General features: G+C 33.6%; 15 protein-coding genes and 3 pseudogenes. 12 read left to right on the top strand and 6 right to left on the bottom strand.

All coding sequences use genetic code 11. The features are described from left to right. Nucleotides 1-254 precede the first annotated feature (254 nt). From BTJ66_RS07090 to BTJ66_RS07080, 3 genes are all read left to right on the top strand, one after another. Nucleotides 255-788 (top strand): NAD(P)H-dependent oxidoreductase, encoded by a 534-nt coding sequence (locus BTJ66_RS07090; RefSeq protein WP_099090268.1) that lies wholly within the window; start codon nucleotides 255-257, stop codon nucleotides 786-788. A 259-nt stretch (nucleotides 789-1,047) separates the two neighbouring features. Next, nucleotides 1,048-1,854, top strand: a complete 807-nt coding sequence (locus BTJ66_RS07085; RefSeq protein WP_099090267.1) for a Cof-type HAD-IIB family hydrolase — start codon at nucleotides 1,048-1,050, stop codon at nucleotides 1,852-1,854. 208 nt (nucleotides 1,855-2,062) lie between these two features. Next, nucleotides 2,063-2,722 (top strand): NAD(P)H-dependent oxidoreductase, encoded by a 660-nt coding sequence (locus BTJ66_RS07080; protein WP_099090308.1) that lies wholly within the window; start codon nucleotides 2,063-2,065, stop codon nucleotides 2,720-2,722. A gap of 40 nt (nucleotides 2,723-2,762) precedes the next feature. Here the strand turns inward: BTJ66_RS07080 and BTJ66_RS07075 are convergent. Together BTJ66_RS07075 and BTJ66_RS07070 are read right to left on the bottom strand one after the other, a co-directional pair. Next, nucleotides 2,763-2,966 (bottom strand): annotated as a pseudogene (locus BTJ66_RS07075) (family 1 glycosylhydrolase); the annotation flags it as partial. Continuing rightward, nucleotides 2,963-3,775: a VOC family protein gene (locus tag BTJ66_RS07070; protein WP_099090266.1), complete on the bottom strand. Its 813-nt coding sequence runs from the start codon at nucleotides 3,773-3,775 to the stop codon at nucleotides 2,963-2,965. The gene BTJ66_RS07070 and the pseudogene BTJ66_RS07075, both read right to left, overlap by 4 nt. A 503-nt stretch (nucleotides 3,776-4,278) precedes the next feature. On the opposite strand from BTJ66_RS07070, the gene BTJ66_RS07065 reads away from it, so the two are divergent. Both BTJ66_RS07065 and BTJ66_RS07060 read left to right on the top strand, forming a co-directional pair. Then, the gene (locus tag BTJ66_RS07065) at nucleotides 4,279-6,060 is read left to right on the top strand and encodes an ABC transporter ATP-binding protein (RefSeq protein WP_099090265.1); all 1,782 of its coding nucleotides are present in this window, start codon (nucleotides 4,279-4,281) and stop codon (nucleotides 6,058-6,060) included. Next, entirely contained in the window at nucleotides 6,053-7,816 is a 1,764-nt protein-coding gene (locus tag BTJ66_RS07060; RefSeq protein ID WP_099090264.1) for an ABC transporter ATP-binding protein, read from the top strand. The genes BTJ66_RS07065 and BTJ66_RS07060 overlap by 8 nt, the downstream gene beginning before the upstream one ends. A 117-nt stretch (nucleotides 7,817-7,933) precedes the next feature. Here the strand turns inward: BTJ66_RS07060 and BTJ66_RS07055 are convergent, their stop codons facing one another. Next, nucleotides 7,934-8,212, bottom strand: coding sequence for a GNAT family N-acetyltransferase (locus BTJ66_RS07055; RefSeq protein WP_099090263.1), 279 nt, complete (start codon nucleotides 8,210-8,212; stop codon nucleotides 7,934-7,936). Between the two features lie 162 nt (nucleotides 8,213-8,374). On the opposite strand from BTJ66_RS07055, the gene BTJ66_RS07050 reads away from it, so the two are divergent. Further along, nucleotides 8,375-9,340, top strand: coding sequence for a metal ABC transporter solute-binding protein, Zn/Mn family (locus BTJ66_RS07050; protein WP_099090262.1), 966 nt, complete (start codon nucleotides 8,375-8,377; stop codon nucleotides 9,338-9,340). A 259-nt stretch (nucleotides 9,341-9,599) separates the two neighbouring features. On the opposite strand, the gene aldA is transcribed toward BTJ66_RS07050, so the two are convergent. Further along, on the bottom strand, nucleotides 9,600-11,024 hold the full coding sequence (gene aldA, locus BTJ66_RS07045) for an aldehyde dehydrogenase (RefSeq protein WP_099090261.1): 1,425 nt from the start codon (nucleotides 11,022-11,024) through the stop codon (nucleotides 9,600-9,602). Between the two features lie 235 nt (nucleotides 11,025-11,259). On the opposite strand from aldA, the gene BTJ66_RS07040 reads away from it, so the two are divergent. The 5 genes and pseudogenes from BTJ66_RS07040 (at nucleotide 11,260) to BTJ66_RS07020 (ending at nucleotide 15,157) form a co-directional block, all read left to right on the top strand. Beyond that, a complete protein-coding gene (locus BTJ66_RS07040) occupies nucleotides 11,260-11,691 on the top strand; it encodes a MarR family winged helix-turn-helix transcriptional regulator (protein ID WP_099090260.1) in 432 nt (143 codons plus the stop codon). A 71-nt stretch (nucleotides 11,692-11,762) separates the two neighbouring features. Then, nucleotides 11,763-12,719 carry a ring-cleaving dioxygenase MhqE gene (mhqE, locus tag BTJ66_RS07035; protein WP_099090259.1) on the top strand — a complete coding sequence of 319 codons (957 nt, stop codon included), beginning with the start codon at nucleotides 11,763-11,765 and terminating at the stop codon, nucleotides 12,717-12,719. A gap of 77 nt (nucleotides 12,720-12,796) precedes the next feature. Then, a pseudogene (locus tag BTJ66_RS07030) lies at nucleotides 12,797-13,700 on the top strand (VOC family protein). 32 nt (nucleotides 13,701-13,732) lie between these two features. Continuing rightward, complete coding sequence (gene mhqD, locus BTJ66_RS07025) at nucleotides 13,733-14,332, top strand: methylhydroquinone degradation carboxylesterase MhqD (RefSeq protein ID WP_099090258.1); 600 nt, start codon at nucleotides 13,733-13,735, stop codon at nucleotides 14,330-14,332. Nucleotides 14,333-14,599: 267 nt separating this feature from the next. After that, nucleotides 14,600-15,157 (top strand): cysteine hydrolase family protein, encoded by a 558-nt coding sequence (locus BTJ66_RS07020; protein ID WP_238597605.1) that lies wholly within the window; start codon nucleotides 14,600-14,602, stop codon nucleotides 15,155-15,157. An 84-nt stretch (nucleotides 15,158-15,241) separates the two neighbouring features. On the opposite strand, the gene BTJ66_RS07015 is transcribed toward BTJ66_RS07020, so the two are convergent. Beyond that, nucleotides 15,242-16,657 (bottom strand): anion permease, encoded by a 1,416-nt coding sequence (locus tag BTJ66_RS07015; protein ID WP_099090257.1) that lies wholly within the window; start codon nucleotides 16,655-16,657, stop codon nucleotides 15,242-15,244. A gap of 516 nt (nucleotides 16,658-17,173) precedes the next feature. On the opposite strand from BTJ66_RS07015, the gene BTJ66_RS07010 reads away from it, so the two are divergent. Then, nucleotides 17,174-18,973, top strand: coding sequence for a cation:proton antiporter (locus BTJ66_RS07010; RefSeq protein ID WP_099090256.1), 1,800 nt, complete (start codon nucleotides 17,174-17,176; stop codon nucleotides 18,971-18,973). Between the two features lie 72 nt (nucleotides 18,974-19,045). Here BTJ66_RS07010 and BTJ66_RS07005 read toward each other — a convergent pair. Next, nucleotides 19,046-20,185, bottom strand: a pseudogene (locus BTJ66_RS07005) (IS3 family transposase). Between the last annotated feature and the right edge of the window lie 45 nt (nucleotides 20,186-20,230).

Below are 20,230 nucleotides of genomic sequence, written 5' to 3'. Positions count from 1 at the left end.
TAGTGTGGGTTCAATCATCTCACCATCTAAAGGTGTAGCAAATAAAAAATAGAATTTAACGCTATAGATAGCAAAATGGACATTTCATAAGTAGCGTTAAACAAGGAGGTAATGTTTCTAGACAGTTCAGCAATAGTATGTTTTTTTAGACTTGCTTATTTAAATTAGTTAAATTAGGCAAATAAGTTTCAAATTTAACATTAGGAGCTTACTATATATAGAGTAAATTTTAAATAAAGAGAGGTATTGCCCATATGTCTACATTAGTAATTATTGCACATCCTGATATTAGCAATTCTACAGTAAATAAAAAGTGGCGAGATGCATTATCTGAAGACGAGTCACTCGTAACTGTTCATGAACTTTATCCAGAATATCCGCATGGTAAAATCGATATTGAAAAGGAACAGAAGTTGATAGAGGCGCACGAGCATATTATTTTTCAATATCCATTGTATTGGTATAGTTCTCCACCATTAATGAAGCAGTATTTAGATGAAGTATTCACCCGTGGTTGGGCGTATGGTTCTAATGGTCATGCTTTACAAGGGAAGAACATAGGATTGGCGATTTCTATTGGTTCTGTTGCGGAAGCATATACGCAGGAAGGTAATGTTAAGTTTACGATTGACGAGTTGGTGAGTCCGATGATAGCGACAACTCGATTTGTATCTGCAAATTATATTGGCGTACATAAGTTATATAGCGCCTTTACCATTACACCGAGTCAATTAGAAGAGAATACACAAGACTACTTGAATTTTATTAAAACATTAAATACTAAATAAGCGATGTGCGGGACAAAATTTTGTCTTTCAATTGGCTATGAACTAAAAATCGAACATAGATAGAAGTTCTAATATTATTGAATATATGAAGTAGGTCATCTCATACAGGATGGAACAAGAAAATCTTACTAAAAGTAGGTTTATGTTTCATTCTGTTTTTTATAGATATTATATAAGGTAATAGATTTCATTTGAATCGACCAACATTGCCGATATAATAAAAGGTGAACATATAAATCGGAAGGTTTGAGGGGACATTATGATAAAAGCAATTGCAGTTGACATGGATGGTACATTTTTAAATACTAATAAAACATATGATGAAGAACGATTTGAACGTATATTTAAACAATTGAAAGCACGAAATATTAAATTGATAGCTGCTAGTGGTAATCAGTATGCCAAATTAAAATCAATTTTTGGTGAGCGTGATATGTATTTTGTAGCTGAAAATGGTGCAGTCATTTATGAAGGGCATAATCTATATGATTATCAAGCATTTGATAGAGACTTTTATCAACAAGTTATAGATTATTTGAATATCGAGCAAGGGGTTAATAACCTAATTATTTGTGGCCTAAGTAGCGCATATATTTTAAAAGAAAATACTGAAGCATTTAAAAAAGATGCCCACTTCTATTATCGTCAACTAGAAGAAATAGATTCCTTACAAGACTTACCCAAAGATGATTATGTGAAAATTGCATTTAATATTAATCGTGAGACGCACCCGACACTTGATCAAGATCTTAAAAAGCACTTCAATGGAAAACTAGAAACTGTGTCTAGTGGACATGATAGTATTGATATTATTATACCAGGTATAACAAAAGGGCAGGCATTGAAGCGTTTATTGAATATCTGGCAACTTGATGCAGCGAATTTGATGGCATTTGGTGATGCAAATAATGATTTAGATATGTTGCAATTAGCTAAACATAGTTACGTGATGGAAAACAGTGAAGATGAAATGTTATTTGAAGTGGCAAATCATGTTGCACCATCGAACGATAATCAAGGCGTGCTCAGCGTCATTGAAACAGAAGTGCTAAATAAATCATTATGATTGCCTGACTGCAAGAGGCAGAACATTTATAAACCTGCCGACTAGGCATGTGATATGTTTAGTGAATGACTACTGTAGAAGCAAAAAACCTTTTGAGAAAAATGTATTTCTATCCTACTTTTTTATAAACATATTATTTTGATAAGGATTTTCAAATCGCTATACTACATGTATAAATTATTAATTTGAAAGGTAGGTTTCAAAAGTGATGACTCAAATGCAACAAACGATTTTAGATGCTTTTAATTTTAGACATGCAACAAAACGCTTTGATGCAAACAAAAAAATTTCAGAGAGTGATTTTAATACAATTTTAGAAGCGGGGAGACTTTCACCCAGTTCGCTAGGCTTAGAGCCTTGGAAATTTGTAGTTATTCAAAATCGTGAAATTAGAGATAAACTTAAAGCAATCAGTTGGGGTGCGCAAGGGCAACTTGATACAGCAAGTCATTTTGTATTAATTTTAGCACGCAAAAATGTAACTTCACAATCAGATTACGTACAACATATGATAAGAAATGTAAAAAAATATAGTGAAGCAAGCATTCCAGCTACAGAAAAGAAATTTGATGATTTTCAAACTAATTTTCACATTAATGACAATGAGCAATCTTTATTAGATTGGGCGAGAAAACAGACTTATATTGCACTGGGTAACATGATGACGAGTGCAGCATTATTAAATATCGATTCATGTCCAATAGAAGGCTTTGATTTAGATGCGGTTACACAATTTTTAACTGATGAAGGTTTGATTGATGATACAAACTTTGCGCCATCAGTGATGGTAGCGTTTGGCTATAGAGAAACGGAACCAAAAGCCAAAGTTCGTCAAACACAAGACGATATTGTTGAATGGCTAGAATAAATAGAGAAAAGCTTGGTGCAACTGCACCAAGCTTTTTATATTATAAATCACGTGCATTTGATTGAATTAAATCTTTATACCAGTCGAAAGAATCTTTTTTAATACGTTTTTTAGTACCTTGACCGTAATCATCTTGATCTACATAAATGAAACCATAGCGTTTAGTCATTTCACTCGTTGACATTGATACTAAATCAATAGGTCCCTATACAAGATAACCCATTAAATCGACATTATTCTCTATTTGGATTTGTCAGCAACTAAGGAAGTATTACTATGAACTAAAATTTCGAAACCTTCTGGTCCAATAAATTGTGTTTCTTGTGCATTTGGTTTATATATTTCTATATGTGTTAAACCTAAACTTTGGCTATTGTTTTGGCGTAACATATTAGATTGCCAAGTATTAAAAGCAACGTGATGGTGATAGTGATTAGTTGACATAAATACAGCCTGTGGTAAATCAGAAACGTGATCTAAGCCAAGTTCGTCGAGATAATAATGACGAGATTGACCTATATCAGCAGCTTTTAGGTGTAGGTGGCCAATTTTTGCATCATCAGGCATACCTTGCCACCCAGTTGTGCTTCGCTGTTCAACTAAGTCATTAGCATCTACTTCAAGTGTATCCATCTTAACTTTATTGTCATTCCAAATCCAACCTTCTTTAGGTCTATCGTAATAAATTTCAATCCCATTACCTTCAGGGTCTGCAAAATAGAGCGCCTCACTGACAAGGTGATCGCCACCGCCAACTTGAACACCTGAACTTGCAGCATGAAATAAGAAATTACCGAGATCTTGACGCGTCGGTAATAAGAGTGCCATGTGAAATAATCCTGATTCTCTCAAAGAAGGCTGACGACCATTTACAATTTCTTGAAGTGTGAGCGTATGCCCGTGTAGACCGATGTTCAACGTAACTTCATCAGACGTTTCTGTTTTTATAGTTAGACCTAAAATTTGTGTGTAAAAGTTAATCATATTTTTTAAATCAGCGACATTTAATGTGATATTGGTTACTTGAGTCGCATTTTTATCGTGAAAAGTCATAGGTTTACTCCTTATTGATTACATGTATTTGTAATTAGTACAAGTTGAATTTTAGTATAAAAATTATACTTAGTCAATATAAAGTGTTTATGAAACAAAAAATTATTTAGTTGTCCTGCAATGTTAATTCATTTTATTAAATGTGTAATTGTTGTCATATTGCAAAGGGCATTATTATCAAATGTGCATCGTCTTACGATATGAATCGGATTGTTTGAAGTGGGATAAGTATTTAAAGTGATTTAATAAAAATACTAGCTAGTACAAAATAAGACAATTGATTTTCTAAATCTGAGTATGCTAATGGTTTAGACATAATTAAAATAATACTATATTCGGGTGTAATTTATCCATTCTATTTACATATATTAACTTGTGGTAAAATATGAGACATAAGCGTTTGCATATTATGATAAATCGTTACTCGAGACGAGGCTAAGATGATGATTTATATATAATTAGCACAAGTTATGTTTTGAATAGTTATTGCGGGTGGTGAAGTGATGAAGGTGTTTTTGAAATTAGGTTGGTTTTTTAAGCAACAAAAAATAAGTTATATCGTTGGTTTGATTACATTACTATTAATTGCATTAATTGAAATCGTACCTCCTCAAATCATTGGTCGTACAATTGATGAGATGACTTCTAATAAATTAACGCCCCAATTATTAACAATATATTTAGCGATACTCGTCGTTGCAGCCATATTAACGTATGTGCTCAGATACATTTGGAGGTTGTCAATATTTGGGACAAGTCAAAAGTTAGGTAAAATATTAAGAACGTATCTATATAAAAAATATACGGAAATGAGTGCCATCTTTTTTCAAAACAGAAGAACGGGTGATTTGATGGCACATGCTACTAATGATATTAGAGCTGTACAGAATGCTGCTGGTGCAGGAATTTTGATGATTGCAGATTCTTTAATTACTGGTGGTACAGTCATTATTACAATGGCAACAACAGTTAGTTGGAAATTGACGATAATTGCTTTGATACCACTGCCTTTTATGGTGTTGTTAACAAGTGTTTATGGTTCGTTACTGAGCAAGGGATTTAAAAAAGCACAAGCAGCGTTTAGTAAATTAAACGATAAGACACAAGAAAGTGTAGCTGGAATCAAGGTAACTAAGACATTCGGTTATGAGGCAAGTGATCAGGCCGATTTTAAAGACTTGAGTGATGATGTTGTAGCGAAAAATTTGAAAGTGTCCAAAATAGATGCACTTTTTGATCCGACGATTACCTTAGTCATTGGTGTGAGTTATTTCTTATCAATTGCATTTGGTGCACAGATGGTGTTTCATAACGATATTAGTTTAGGGCAGTTAATTACCTTTACGACTTACCTCGGTATGCTTGTATGGCCATTACTGGCATTAGGTCTGTTTTTTAATATTATTCAGAGGGCCAAAGCTTCTTATGAGCGTATAGAGGAGATTGGAAATTTATCTAATGATATCGATACGTCGTATTCAATTGATGAGATGCCACAAGGTGATATAACATTTAATATTAAGCAATTTCATTTCCCGGGTAATGATGAACAGGGACTTTATGATATCCATTTTACAATAAAACAAGGTACAACAGTTGGCATTGTTGGACGCACAGGCTCTGGTAAGAGTGCCTTGATTAGGTTGTTATTGAGAGAATTTGATGTGCAACACGCAGAAGATATTGAATATGGTGGTCATCCTATCCGCGATTATAATGTAGAACTATTAAGGAAGCAATTTGGTTATGTTCCCCAAGAGCACTTTTTATTCTCTACAACAATAAGAAATAATATTGCATTTAGTCATGAATCCATAGATGATGAAAAAATATATGAAGCGAGTAGACTTAGCTATATTCATGATGATATCATGCAATTTTCTAACAATTACCAGACAGTGGTTGGAGAAAGAGGTGTGTCATTGTCAGGAGGCCAAAAGCAACGCGTTTCTATTGCTCGGGCATTACTTGTTAATCCAGAGATCCTTATTTTAGACGATTCATTATCAGCGGTGGATGCTCAAACAGAAGAGGCCATATTAGATAATTTAGAACGTCTTAGAAGTGGTAAGACCAATATTATAACAGCACATAGAATGAGTGCTGTGAAGCACGCCGATTTAATTATCGTAATGAATGAAGGACACATTATCGAACGTGGAAACCATGATACATTGATGAGTGCAAAAGGTTGGTACTATGATACGTACCAATCGCAAGCTTTGCATGAACAACTGTCTCGCAACTTGGATAGTCTAACAGAAGGGGATGGTGCAAATGACTGAGAATGCTAACTTAACGGCAAAAGATCAAGGTAGTGCGCTTATCAGATTATTTAAATATACCTTACCCTATAAATGGACGATTGTATTGGCATTTATTACATTAATATTATCGACCGTTGCCAGTATGATGACGCCTTATATGGTGAAAATATTTATTGACGACTATTTAACGCCACGCCATTTTCCTCAAGAAGCAATGATTTGGTTAATTGTGCTATTTATCAGCATACAATTAGTAGGAGCAATCACACTTTATTTCAGCCAGTATTTATTTCAATACTTAGCATTTAAGGTAATTCAACAATTAAGAATTGATGCATTTAATAAATTAGGTAAATTAGGTATGAGATACTTTGATAAAGTGCCAGGTGGTAGTATCGTTTCTCGACTCACCAATGATACTGAAACCATTGTTGATATGATAGTAGGCGTTTTTTCAACGTTTATTATGGCATTCTTTATGATGATTTCAAGTTATATTATGATGTTTGTGTTAGATGTCAAGTTAGCTTTAATTGCACTTATCTTTTTTCCAATAATCATCGTGATATTAGCCAGTTACAGAAAATATTCTGCCTTTTTATTTTCAAAGTCTAGACAACGCTTGTCTGATTTAAACTCAAAGTTAGCAGAATCTATAGAAGGTATGAAAATTATACAGGCATTTAATCAAGAACGCCGGTTAAATAAAGAATTTAATGAAATTAATGATGAACATTATCAATATATGTTGAAAACTGTAAAATTAGATAGTCTATTACTTCGTCCTGCAATTAGCTCTATTTCAATTTTTGCTATTGTAATGATTTTGGGCTATTTTGGCATTATTAGCTTTACTACTGGTATCACTGCGGGAGTAGTTTTCGCATTTGTTCAGTACATGGAACGTTTTTTTGAGCCTATCAATCAGGTGAGTCAAAACTTAAATATCTTACAACAAGCGCTTGTTTCAGCCAGTAGGGTATTTGCACTTATCGATGATGACACATATGAACCAGAACAGGAAACAATAGCGCAACATACGATTAAGTCAGGTGAGATTGAATTCAATCAGGTAAGTTTTAGCTATGATGGTGAAACAGATGTCTTAAAAGATATTAGCTTCACCGCAAAACCTGGAGAAATGATTGCGCTTGTTGGTCATACAGGATCTGGTAAAAGTTCTATTATAAATCTCTTTATGCGCTTTTATGAATTCCATCGTGGAGAGATTAAAATAGATGGTCACTCACTTAAAACGATATCTAAATCAGAATTAAAAGAAAAAATTGGTTTGGTCTTACAAGATGCCTTTATATTTTATGGAACAATAGCAACAAATATTAAATTATATCATCCTACAATGACATTTGAGCAGGTGAAAGCTGCAGCAGAATTTGTTCATGCAAATCACTTTATTGAAAAATTAGCAGATCAATATGATCATAAGGTCATTGAAAAAGGAAGTGCATTTTCAAGTGGTGAAAGACAATTAATAGCTTTTGCGAGAACCATAGCAACTAACCCTAAAATATTAATATTAGATGAAGCGACTGCGAATATAGATTCAGAAACTGAAGAGCAAATTCAAAAATCTTTGAATAAAATGAGGAAGGGACGTACTACATTAGCGATAGCACACCGTTTATCTACCATTCAAGATGCGGATCAAATCTTTGTATTAAATAAGGGAGAAATAGTTGAACATGGCACACATGCGCAATTAATAGCGCAAAAAGGTATTTATCATAATATGTATTTATTACAGAACGGATAATGAGTGGCGATGATATATTACAACGACGTTTACCAATAGTATATCAACATAATAATAGGCATAGAAAATCTTGAAACTCAACTGATTTTCTATGCCTATTTTATTGTTGCTTATTTATTAGCCAGAATATACATCTTGATATTCGTCGTGTTTTTCAATGACATTTTTAGCAAATGGACATGTAGCAGATACCTTCAAATTGTTTTCTCGTGCATAATCAATGACAGCTTTAACCAGTTGAGAGCCAATGCCTTGGCCACCTAATTCTTCTGGAACTCCGGTGTGGTCAATATCAATTTGATTGTTGCTTTGTTGATTGAAAGTGATTTGAGCTTGTGGATTATTCTCGTCGTTACCAATATAAAATTTGTTATTGCCTTTTTTAATTTCAGCCATTTTATCGCTCCTCGAATTTTGTTTATACTTATTTAATATCACATTTTCATGAAATTCAAACAATTTATCAATTTAATGAAAAGAATGAGCTAAAAGTATTGAAATAATGTGAAATTAAGTTTATAGTTTTAACGGAATAATTTCGATTTGGAGGGGCGTTTTTTGAAGAAAAGTATAATGATTATACTGGCATGTGTCATGATGATTGCACTAAGTGCGTGTAGTAATATCAATAAAAATGAGAAAAAAGACGTCAGTACAAATAATAAACTTAAAATTTATACAACGGCATTTGCTTTTGAAAGTTTTACTGAACAAATTGGCGGTAAATATGTAGAGGTTGAATCGATTTATCCACCAGGCGCCGATATGCATTCATTTGAACCAACTCAAAAAGAGATGGTTAATATTGCTAAGAGTGACTTATTCATCTATTCTAATCAAGATATGGATTCTGTCGCAAAAAAAATAGCTGGTTCCATTAATAATAAACATTTAAAATTACCTGTAGCAGCTAATTTAAAGCATGACGATTTATTAGCAAATCATGAACACGACCATAATCACGAAGAACATGAACATGAACATGATCATGAAGAAAGTGGTAATGATCCACATGTTTGGCTTGATCCAGTATTAAATAAAAAAATTGTGAAATCAATCAAAACAGATTTGGTGGAAAAAGACCCACAACATAAAGCGTATTATGAAAAAAATTATAAACAACTGATTGCTGATTTAGATCATATTAATCAACAAATGCGCCATATCACGTCAAATCCAAAGCGAGATACAGTTGTAATTTCACATGATTCTATCGGTTATTTAGCTAATCGTTATGGATTTAAACAAGTAGGTGTGAGCGGTATGAATAATGAAGAACCAAGTCAAAGAGACTTAATGGAGATTGTTCAGCGAATTAATGAAACAAAACAACCTTATGTGTTATATGAACAGAATATATCTTCTAAAGTCACAGATGTAATACAAAAAGAGTCCCATACAACACCGCTTAGTTTTCATAATATGGCTACGTTATCTGAAAAAGAAGTGAATGATAAAGATGTGTCGTATCAATCACTTATGAAAGAAAATATGAAATCATTGAATAAAGCATTGAATAATTAATAAGAAAGCGCGTGTATTATCATAGATGATGATACATGCGCTTTTTTTAACAAATTAAAAAATGGTTGAGAAACCACTGTTAAAGTGTGAAAAATTAAAGAAACGATTTGAAACCAGATTTGTGTGTCTGATTTCAAATCGCTATGCTTATACAAGTGTGAGCGTATGCGAAATAAAGTGAGTGTTAATCATCTCATATATGAAGACACTTTGAATTACATATTAAATCTTTTTTATTCAATGTTAGGGATTAGGTTGATTAATCATATCTAATATAGGAAACAGTTGTATTATAATATTCATCTAAACCATGAGTACCATCGGCGCCACCTATACCTGATTCTCTCCAACCTGCATGGAAACCATTAACGACTTCTTCTGCTTCGCAATTTGCATAAACTTCACCAAATTTAAGTTTTTCAGTTGCTAACATAATATCTTTTAAGTTTTCAGAGAAAATAAATGAAGACAAGCCTGCATTCGTATGGTTGGCTTGGCTGATTGCATCATCAAAATCAGTATATGTCACCACGGGTAATACAGGGCCGAATATTTCTTCTTTGAAAGCAACATCTTCAGGGTTAATATTGTCTAAAATCGTAGGAGCATAAAAGAAACCAGGACGTTCTATTTTGTGACCGCCAGTGATTAACTTCGCCCCATTTTTCACAGCATTTTGTACTTTTTCATCTATGCTATCGAGTTGTTGTTGGTTAATAATTGCGCCATAATCTGTAGATGCGTCAAATGGATCGCCAACATGCAATTGTTCCATTTGTGATTTTAATTTATTGATAAATGTATCATGAATTTCATGGTGTACAAAAATTCGTTCAGGACAAGTGCAAACTTGACCGGCATTATTTATTCTTGCTGTAACGATATAGCTCACAGCTTTGTCCAAATTCGCGTTTGGCGTAATAATGACGGGCGCATTGCCACCGAGTTCCAAATTCACTTTTTTAACTGTATTTGCACTTTCAGCATATACAGATTTTCCGGCACGCATACTACCAGTTAACGAAATAAGTTGGATATCAGGATGTTGTGCAAGCTGTGTTCCTACAGTTTCTCCTTTGCCTGGTAATATTTGTACTAAACCAGCAGGAATGGTTGAAGCGCGTATTAATTCAGCTAACTTTAATGTGATTAAAGAAGTTGCTTCGCTTGGTTTAATGACAACTGAGCAACCAGTAATAATAGCAGGAATGACTTTTCTCATCAATACCATAATTGGAGCGTTCCATGGAACGATACCAGCAGTGACGCCAATAGGTTTCTTAGTTAATAAAATAGTTTCATTTTCCCGACTGTTTTGTAGCACTTCTCCTTTATTATTCATACTTAAGCTTGTCATATAATCAATGAACTGAATGGCTTTGTCAATTTCCCCTTTTGCTGAGGCTAAGGTTTTACCTTGTTCTTTAACATAAAGTTCGGCTAATGTGTCTTTATTTTGCTCGAGTAACGGAATAAGCAATTTTACATGGTCTGCACGTGTTGGTTCTGGCGTTTTTTCCCATTCTAGTTGTGCTTGTTTTGATTTTTCTACAGCGTCATTGACTTCGGCTTCTGAAGCAAACGTAATCGTATCTATTTTTTCTTCAGTTGCAGGATTAATTACATCCATTGTGTCAGTAGATTGGCTTGCTATAAATTCGTTATTTATAAATAATTGATTCATTCATGACACCTCCACACTGTATGCATACCACTTATACTATAATTAGAAACGAAATAGTAAGTTTTTATAAAATTAAGAGCGATGTTTATGTTAATTTATATCCAATCAACAAGCAGGTAAAAGGCAGGTTATTCCATATAAAGTATACTTTTTATACTAATTGATTGACAGGTGCTACCGAGGGCGTTATAATTTATCTCGAATTCGAAATAAAATTCGGAAGGTGGGTGAATCTATGAATCGTACACAAGAATCTTTAAATTCATTTGTTGGTTTAAATCGAACGGTAGATCATTTAATGAAGATTGTTAGAAAGGATGTCCAGCGATATGGCTTAAATGTAACTGAATTTGCGGTTATGGAATTACTTTATAACAAGGGCGATCAACCGATACAACGTATTGGTAATAGAGTACTTATTGCAAGTAGTAGTATTACGTATGTAGTAGATAAACTTGAAGAAAAGGGATGCGTCACTAGAAAGCGAGATAAACAAGATAAACGTGTGACAAACGCTTCATTGACTGAAAAAGGACAAGCAATGATGGATGAAATTTTTCCTGATCATGCTGCAACATTAACTTCAACATTTTCCGTATTAACTGACGATGAAATAACGATATTGCAACAAGCTTTAAAAAAACTAAGTGCTCAACCTATTGAATAAGTAGAAGCACTTAAAATTTTAGCTTAAATTACTTCGAAATCGAGATAAAATTATAAAAAGGAGTTTTTATTATGACAAATAATCAATTATTAGGTATCCATCACGTAACAGCAATGACTGATGATGCAGAAAGAAATTATAAATTTTTCACAGAAATTTTAGGAATGAGACTCGTTAAGAAAACAGTGAATCAAGATGATATCTATACGTATCATACATTTTTTGCAGATGATGAAGGTTCACCAGGTACAGATATGACATTCTTCGATTTTCCAAATAACCCTAAAGGTTCATCAGGTACAAATTCAATTACACGACCTTCATTTAGAGTGCCTAATGATAAAGCGTTGCAATACTATGAACAACGATTTAATGAATTTAATATCAAACATGATGGTATTCAATCACTCTTTGATACAAAGGTATTGCTTTTCGAAGAAGTTGATGGTCAACGTTACCAACTTGTATCTGATGAGCACAATAAAGGTGTTGCCCCAGGTAAACCTTGGAAAAATGGTCCAGTACCAATGGAAAAAGCGATCTATGGCCTTGGACCTATAGAAATTACTGTAAGTTATTTTGAAGATTTTATGAAAATACTTGAAGAAGTATTTGGCATGAAACCAATTCATGTAGAAGAAAACGTAGCAATACTGGAAGTCGGTGAAGGTGGAAATGGTGGTCAAGTCATCTTAAGAAAAGATAGTGAAGGTCCTGAGGCACGACAAGGATATGGTCAAGTACATCATGTTTCATTTAGATTAAAAGACCATGCAGCGATAGAGCAATGGCTAGAAAAATATAACGCATTAGGCATTGGTAACTCTGGCCTGGTAGATAGATTTTATTTTGAAGCTTTATATGCACGAATAGGACATATCTTAATAGAAGTTTCTACCGATGGTCCAGGGTTTATGGGTGACGAACCCTATGAAACACTGGGTGAAAGTTTAGCATTACCCCCGTTTTTAGAATCACAAAGAGCATATATTGAGTCAGAAATACGTCCGTTTGATACAAGTAGATAATTGACTTTGATTTGAGCTGTTTTAAATAGTGTTGTGCAATGTGAAAGAATATTTTGACTGGAACTGGAGGAGATTAAATGGAAGCTATTCAACACATTCATCATATATCAGCAATCGTAGGTAACCCTGAAGAAAATATTCAATTTTATAGAGATGTGTTAAAGCTTAAATTAATAAAAAAAACAGTGAACTATGACGATCCTTCAACCTACCATCTATATTTTGCGAATGACGATGTTGCAAATGGAACAATTTTAACGTTTTTTAATTGGCCAAATGCACGCAAAGGTCGTATAGGCAACGGACAAGTGGAACGTATTGCTTTTAGAATTCCTAAAGACACACGTCATGAATGGAAAGTACATCTAGTAACACATCAAATTAAAGTAGAAGAAACAATGTTATTTGATCGAGAAACATTAGAATTTAACGACATTCATGGTTTGCCATTAGCTTTAGTGGAAACAGAAGAAGATTATCCTAGTGAGAACTTACAAATTATTGGATTTCATGGTGTAACGTTGTTAACTGGTAATCCAGAAGCAACTTTGAACACATTGGTGAACGATATGGGATTTAATCAAATGAAGCAAGATGAAAATCATGTACATTTAGAAACAGTAGGTGCATGGCGTCATCATGTGATTGTCAAGAAGGTTAGGAATGAAGCTAATGTTCAGTGGGGGGGGTGGTGTTGTACACCATATTGCTTGGTCTCTGCCAACAGATGAAGTACAGCGCGGTTGGATGGTTAAAATGACCGGTAAAGGCTATAGTGTGACTGAAGTCAAAGATCGACACTATTTTAATGCGATTTATATGAAAGAACATGGTGGTATTATTTTTGAATTTGCCACTGAAGGACCTGGTTTCACAGTTGATGAGCGATTTGAATCCTTAGGATCTAGTTTAGTGTTACCACCACAGTTTGAAGATAGAAGAGAAGAACTACTTCGAATACTACCATCAATTCGTATATAGAAATTAATCATTTGAAAGGAGCATGCATAGATATGGAACATATTTTTAAAGAAGGAGAATCAAACGCACCTACATTTCTTTTGTTACATGGTACTGGTGGAGATGAAAATGATTTACTACCATTAAGCCAATTGCTTAATCCTAACTTTAACGTGTTAAGCGTAAGAGGTGAAGTTTCTGAAAATGGGATGAATCGCTTTTTTAAACGCTTTGATGAAGGGCAATACGATATTGAAGATTTAGAATTGCGTACAAATAGACTGACTTCATTTTTACATGAAGCAGCAGAACGTTATGGTTTTGATTTATCCCAAGTCATTCCAGTAGGGTTTTCAAATGGTGCCAATATCGCAATTAGCATGATTTTACATCAAGATATCCTATTTGAAACGGCATTGTTATATGCACCACTTTATCCGATAGATATTACGAATGATAAGGATTTAAGTGGTATGAAAGTATTACTTTCAATGGGTGAAAACGACCCAATTGTAACAACTAAAGATAGTGAACGTGTCATAGAAATATTTGAAAGTCGTGGTGCAAATGTAACTCAAGTATGGGTTAATAGTCACGAATTAACGCAGGCAGGTGTGACAGCGGGACAAGATTTATTAAATAACCGCATATAACACAATGGATTTACTATAAAATAAGCATGTGACATAAGTTCTGGTTTACTGTATATCAGAATTTAAGCAATTGCTAAACGTTTAAAATAGCAATGACTTTAGAGATTTTTCAAATTTAGTCAATTTAAGAAGAGCGGGGCAGAAATCTATTTAGAAAAATCAGGTTTCTACCTCGTTCCTTTTTATAATTATAATTTTAGAAAAATAAATGAAATGCGTCTATAATTGTCTTGAGCAATGAAAGTAATATAAAAGGTGGGGGTCAAGTTGAATAAGAATCAAGCACTGGTAGTAATGGATATGCAAAATGGCATTGTAAACGGCTTAAAGCAAAAAGAAAAAATCATTTCCAATAATCAAAAAGCAATTGAAATAGCACGTAATCATGATGTGCCTGTCATTTTTGTACGAGTGGCATTTTCGGGCAAATACATGGAAGTTTCTGACAACAATAAAATGTTTATGCAAATGAAGACAAATGATATAGCAATGAATAAACATGATGAATCAACACAAATTATTGATGCATTGAGACCTCAGGAAAATGAAGTCATTGTAACAAAGCATCGTTTAAGCGCGTTTACAGGCAGTAATTTAGAAGTACTTTTACGTGGCATACAAGTGGATCACCTTGTGTTAACCGGTGTTAGTACGAGTGGCGTAGTATTATCGACTGCTGTTGAAGCGGCAGATAAGGACTTTAAATTAACCATATTATCAGATGCAGTTGATGATAATGACACAGAGAAACATCAATTTTTAATAAATAAAATACTTACACGCTATGCAGAAGTGATTACAACAACATCATGGTTTAACAATTAAAATAAAATAGCCCCATGTAACGATTTTAACGACACGTTTCACACATAATTCATGTCGTTGAAATCGTTACATGGGGCCTTAAAATTACATTAAACCGATGATTTTCATCCACAGTGATCCAATGCCTAACCATACAATAAAGTAAAATACAGCAAGTATGGCATTCATAGTCCACCAACGATTTTGAGAAACATAACCTGCCGAATATAAAATCGGTGCTGGCCCACTACTATAGTGTGTTGTTGACGCCATTAAGTTACCGAAGAAACCTAACATTAAAGCACTGAAAAGTGGTGGCGCCCCTGTAGCAATTGCTACACCTAATAGCGCTGAATACATTGCACTAACATGTGCTGTTGAACTTGCAAATAAATAATGAGAATAGAAATAAAATATGATTAATAACACTAAAACAATTGGCCAACTTAGACTGCCTAAACTTCCTGATATGGATTTACTTAACCATGGAATAAAGCCCAGTTCGTTCAATTGATTGGCCATCATTACTAATATGGAGAACCACACTAATGTATTCCAAGCGCCAGTTTCTTTCAGTACGTCATTCCAAGAAAGAACCCCCGTGATAAGTAACAGTGAAAGTGCAATAAAGGCTGTCAATGTAGCGTTAACATTCAATGTGCTACCTAATACCCAAAGTACAAGCGCTACTAAGAAAATAGTAATCATATATTTTTCGCTTGTTGCCATTTTTCCCATAGACTCAAGTTCGTTTTGTGCCCATGACGTAGCATTAGGCGTTTCCTTTATTTCAGGTGGGTACAATTTATAAATGATTAATGGAACAAGTATCAATGAGATGATGCCAGGCACGAGTGCTGCTAAAAACCATTGCATCCAAGTGATATCTACACCTTGATGTTTGGCTAAAGATTGAGCTAATGGATTACCTGCCATGGCAGTTAAAAACATGGCTGCTGTAATCAAGTTGCCATGAAATTCTGTGAAGATAAGGAATCCGCCCATTTTACGTTGTGTGCCGTCTTCAGGTTTTGAACCAAACGAACGAGATAAAGCATTGATAATTGGGAACATAATACCGCCTGCACGTGCTGTATTACTTGGTGTGGCAGGTGCTAAGATAAGATCGACACCAACAAGGGAATAGCTTAAACCTAGTGTTTTCTTTCCGAATAACTTTACGAATTGTAATGCGATACGTCTGCCAAGTCCTGTTTTTACAAATCCTCGTGATATAAAAAATGCCATGGCAATGAGCCAGATACTACTATTTCCAAATCCTGAAACAGCGGTATCAATTTTAACAGTATGGGTTAATACTGAAATCGTAAAACCAATCATTGCAACGGCGCCGATTGGTAGGGGTTGTGTAATACAGCCAATAATAGTTGCTACAAAAATTGCAAACATATGCCAAGCGGCAATATCTAAACCTTCTGGTCTAATTGGGGCAGCCAACCAGATGATGATACCGATCAAAATGGGGGTGATGAATTTTTTGTAATTGATGCCATCATTCATAACATGAGTCACCTTTCTTTTCCTTCTGTTTAAGTAAAAAAGATATAAAAATAATAGCTGAAAATAAAGTTTGTGTATTCGTTATTGTAATGCATAGTAGCAATCATTAAAGAATCGAATCATTCAGCATACTACATATAACATAACATCCTATTATTTTATTATAAGATTTTCATAATAATTATAGTTTTGTCAAAACATAATGTAAAGCTAGCATTTAGTAAAATAGTGACATTATTGTTAATTTTTGAGAGGTTAAGTCAAACATGATTTCCATTTCGGTATATATCATCATACCCCTAAGGGTTTTATTATGATGACTATCATGTTTTAAGAAAGTACATAGTGATATGTGCAAAGACGGGTTAGATTAATACTGCATCAAAATGGGTAAATGATGAAGGTTCATTTAATGCGTTAAATAAAAAAATTTGATAGTATGTTTTCTTATATGCGTAATTAAAGTGTTTCTTAGAATAAAATGAAATTTAAATTGGATTAAAGAGAGGGAATAAAGTGACTTTATTAAACTTACCGTTAACATTACTCATTGTTATATTTTTGGCATTGGGTATATTCAGCCAATGGTTCGCCAATAAAATAAAATGGCCATCCATCGTAGTAATGGCTATTGTAGGGTTGCTTGTTGGACCTATTTTTGGACTGATTAACCCCCAAGAAAGTTTAGGACAATCCGTATTTAGTCCGTTAGTGTCGATAGCAGTTGCAATCATTCTTTTTGAAGGTAGTAGTAATTTAGATTTTCGTGAATTAAAAGGAATCTCTAAAGCCGTTATAAGAATAATTACTGTGGGTGCTGTGTTTGCATGGATATTAGGGGCAATTGCATTGCACTTTGTATTAGGATTTTCTACAACCATTTCCCTTGTTTTAGGTGGATTGTTTTTAATCACTGGTCCTACTGTGATACAGCCATTATTAAAACAAGCTAAAGTTAGGAAAAGTGTGGATTCGATATTAAGGTGGGAAAGTATCATCCTTGATCCCATTGGACCAATGATTGCTTTAGGCGCTTTTTATGTTTTTCAAATTATTGAACAAGGTTTTGAAATTCAAATAATTTTAAGTTTTGCATTACGTTTTGTCATTGCTATTGTGATTGGATTTGGTGCGTCCTATTTATTTATGTGGTTAATTAAAAGGGATCTTATTCCACAAAATTTAATGCCACCAATTCAATTGGTATTTATTTTGTTAATATTTGCGATTTGTGATGAGATATTACATGAATCTGGCTTACTGGCTGTAACAATATTTGGTTTGATGATGGCACGTATGAAACGACACGATTTGATATTTAAAGAATCAGACCATTTTATTGAAAATACATCATCCATAATGGTTTCTACTGTTTTTATATTAATTACATCTTCATTAACATTAAATGTATTAGAAAGTATTATGTCTTGGAAATTATTTATTTTTTGTGCAGTTATGATTATCTTAGTAAGACCGTTATCCATATTATTATCTACAATAAATACGGAAATTTCTAAACGGGAACGAGCTATGGTATCAATGATGGCACCGAGAGGCATTGTTGTACTTACTGTTGCCCAGTTTTTTGGAGGTTTATTTGTAGAAAAGGGTACGCCCATGGCAGAGTATATCACTCCAGTAACCTTTGGATTAGTCTTTGTGACAGTTGTCATTTATGGTTTTAGTTTTATACCATTAAGCAAATTGATGCACCTCTCTAGTACAGAGCCACCTGGTGTCATTATTGTTGGAGAAAGTGAATTTTCATTCCATTTAGGTGCGAAATTAAGAGAACACAATATTCCAGTAATGGCGTTCAATTTATTTAATAACACATCAGAGCGCGCAAGTGATTTAGGTTTTGAAGTGTTTGAAGGTAACTTATTATCCAGCAATGATCGTATTTATGCTGATATGACACGTTACAATAAATGTTTGTTGATGACGCAATCCTTTGTGTTTAATAGCTTAGCATTCAATGAATTAGTGCCAGAATTTGGTCTGAAAAATGTAAATATGATGCCAGTTTCTTTTAGTGATGAACACGCTCGGAGTAATGTAGACGGCCCAATTAAAAATCATATTCTTTTTGATTCTAATTTTACGTCTCATTGGTTTAATCGCTTTATCGTAGAGCATAATATTTTAGAAATGCCTGTATCTAACAAGCATAACTTAACAGCGCATGATATGGTGCTCTATCATATTGATGATACTAAGGAAGTCACTTTCAAAAGTGGTAATCAAAATATTATAAACTCAGAAGTAGGCACGATTGGCTATCTGAAAGATGCCTATTTACATTCAAAAATATAAAAACCCCTATCTGCACGAACTAGAGTGATGCACTGAAACCGTAAGGCGGGAATTTAATAAAAACACTATGTTCTAGGCTGCTAATTCTCTGAATTTTATAGGGGATAAGTAGCCTAGTTTTTGTTGAATTCGATTATTATTATAGTTTTAATGTAATTTTCGACAATATCTATTACAATTTGATTAGAGCTATTGAGCTCATTGTTGATGTAGAAAGTTTCACACTTTAGCGAGGAATGGAAACTTTCTATCGGGGCGTTATCAGCTGGTGTTCCCTTTCGGGACATACTTCTGATAATGCCTTTTTCTTCGCATAATTGATAGTAAGCATAGGATGTATAAACACTTCCTTGATCACTATGTAGTATGCAACCCTCAGGTATATCAATTTGATTCAATGTATCATTTACTAAGCTTTGATCCTGTTTGTTATCTATTTTATACGCAACAATTTCTCCGTTATAAACATCCATAATTGAAGATAAATACAACATAGAGTTACCGAAAGGTAAATAAGTAATATCTGTTGTTAATACTTCCATTGGTTGGCTTGCTTTAAATTGTCTTTGTAATAAATTCTCTGTTTTATAATAAGGTTTACCAATGCTTTTTGACTTTTTAGGTCTAACTCGACAGTTTAGATTATTCTCCTGCATGATTCTCTGAATTCTTTTATGATTAACTGGTACTGAAGACAATTGATTAATCAAGGCTGTAATTTTTCGATAACCGTAGGTATATTGATTGTCTTTACACAATTGAATGACTTTTTGCGTCAAGTTATCATTTTTATCATTTTTGTGTTTCCATCTATAGTATGTTGATTTGGGTATGTCTAAAACATTAAGTATCATTTTGACTGAATACCTATGCTTTAGTTGATTAACTAATTCTACGATTACTGTTGGTACCACTTCCTTTCCAATTCTTTGTACTTTTTTAAATATCTAATTCAATATCTTTTCTTTTATTTTCTAATTTTAATTGTTCTACTTCTGAGAGCTCTTCCAGCCCTTTACCATAAGTATACTGCTTGCCGACTTGTTGAGAAAATCTGTAAGTTTCCCCATTTCGATACCATCTCCACCACGTTTTCACTTGTGTTCTATTTCTAATATTTAACGCTTCCATAATTTCCTTAATAGCATAACCAGCTTTCTTCATTTCAATAATTTTATACTTTGTTTCTAATGAATACGACACTCTTTTCATAGAAAAAAACACCTCCGTAGGATTCATTTTAAATGAATTCAACGA

The sequence above is a fragment of the Staphylococcus edaphicus genome, assembly GCF_002614725.1.
Lineage (GTDB): Bacteria > Bacillota > Bacilli > Staphylococcales > Staphylococcaceae > Staphylococcus > Staphylococcus edaphicus.
This window is presented reverse-complemented; position numbering and strand designations above follow the sequence as displayed.

Coding starts and splice junctions, on each gene's coding strand:
- BTJ66_RS07090 (WP_099090268.1), top strand. CDS start 255: ATGTCTACATTAGTAATTATTGCACATCCTGATATTAGCAATTCTACA.
- BTJ66_RS07085 (WP_099090267.1), top strand. CDS start 1,048: ATGATAAAAGCAATTGCAGTTGACATGGATGGTACATTTTTAAATACT.
- BTJ66_RS07080 (WP_099090308.1), top strand. CDS start 2,063: ATGACTCAAATGCAACAAACGATTTTAGATGCTTTTAATTTTAGACAT.
- BTJ66_RS07070 (WP_099090266.1), bottom strand. CDS start 3,775: ATGACTTTTCACGATAAAAATGCGACTCAAGTAACCAATATCACATTA.
- BTJ66_RS07065 (WP_099090265.1), top strand. CDS start 4,279: ATGAAGGTGTTTTTGAAATTAGGTTGGTTTTTTAAGCAACAAAAAATA.
- BTJ66_RS07060 (WP_099090264.1), top strand. CDS start 6,053: ATGACTGAGAATGCTAACTTAACGGCAAAAGATCAAGGTAGTGCGCTT.
- BTJ66_RS07055 (WP_099090263.1), bottom strand. CDS start 8,212: ATGGCTGAAATTAAAAAAGGCAATAACAAATTTTATATTGGTAACGAC.
- aldA (WP_099090261.1), bottom strand. CDS start 11,024: ATGAATCAATTATTTATAAATAACGAATTTATAGCAAGCCAATCTACT.
- BTJ66_RS07040 (WP_099090260.1), top strand. CDS start 11,260: ATGAATCGTACACAAGAATCTTTAAATTCATTTGTTGGTTTAAATCGA.
- mhqE (WP_099090259.1), top strand. CDS start 11,763: ATGACAAATAATCAATTATTAGGTATCCATCACGTAACAGCAATGACT.
- mhqD (WP_099090258.1), top strand. CDS start 13,733: ATGGAACATATTTTTAAAGAAGGAGAATCAAACGCACCTACATTTCTT.
- BTJ66_RS07015 (WP_099090257.1), bottom strand. CDS start 16,657: ATGAATGATGGCATCAATTACAAAAAATTCATCACCCCCATTTTGATC.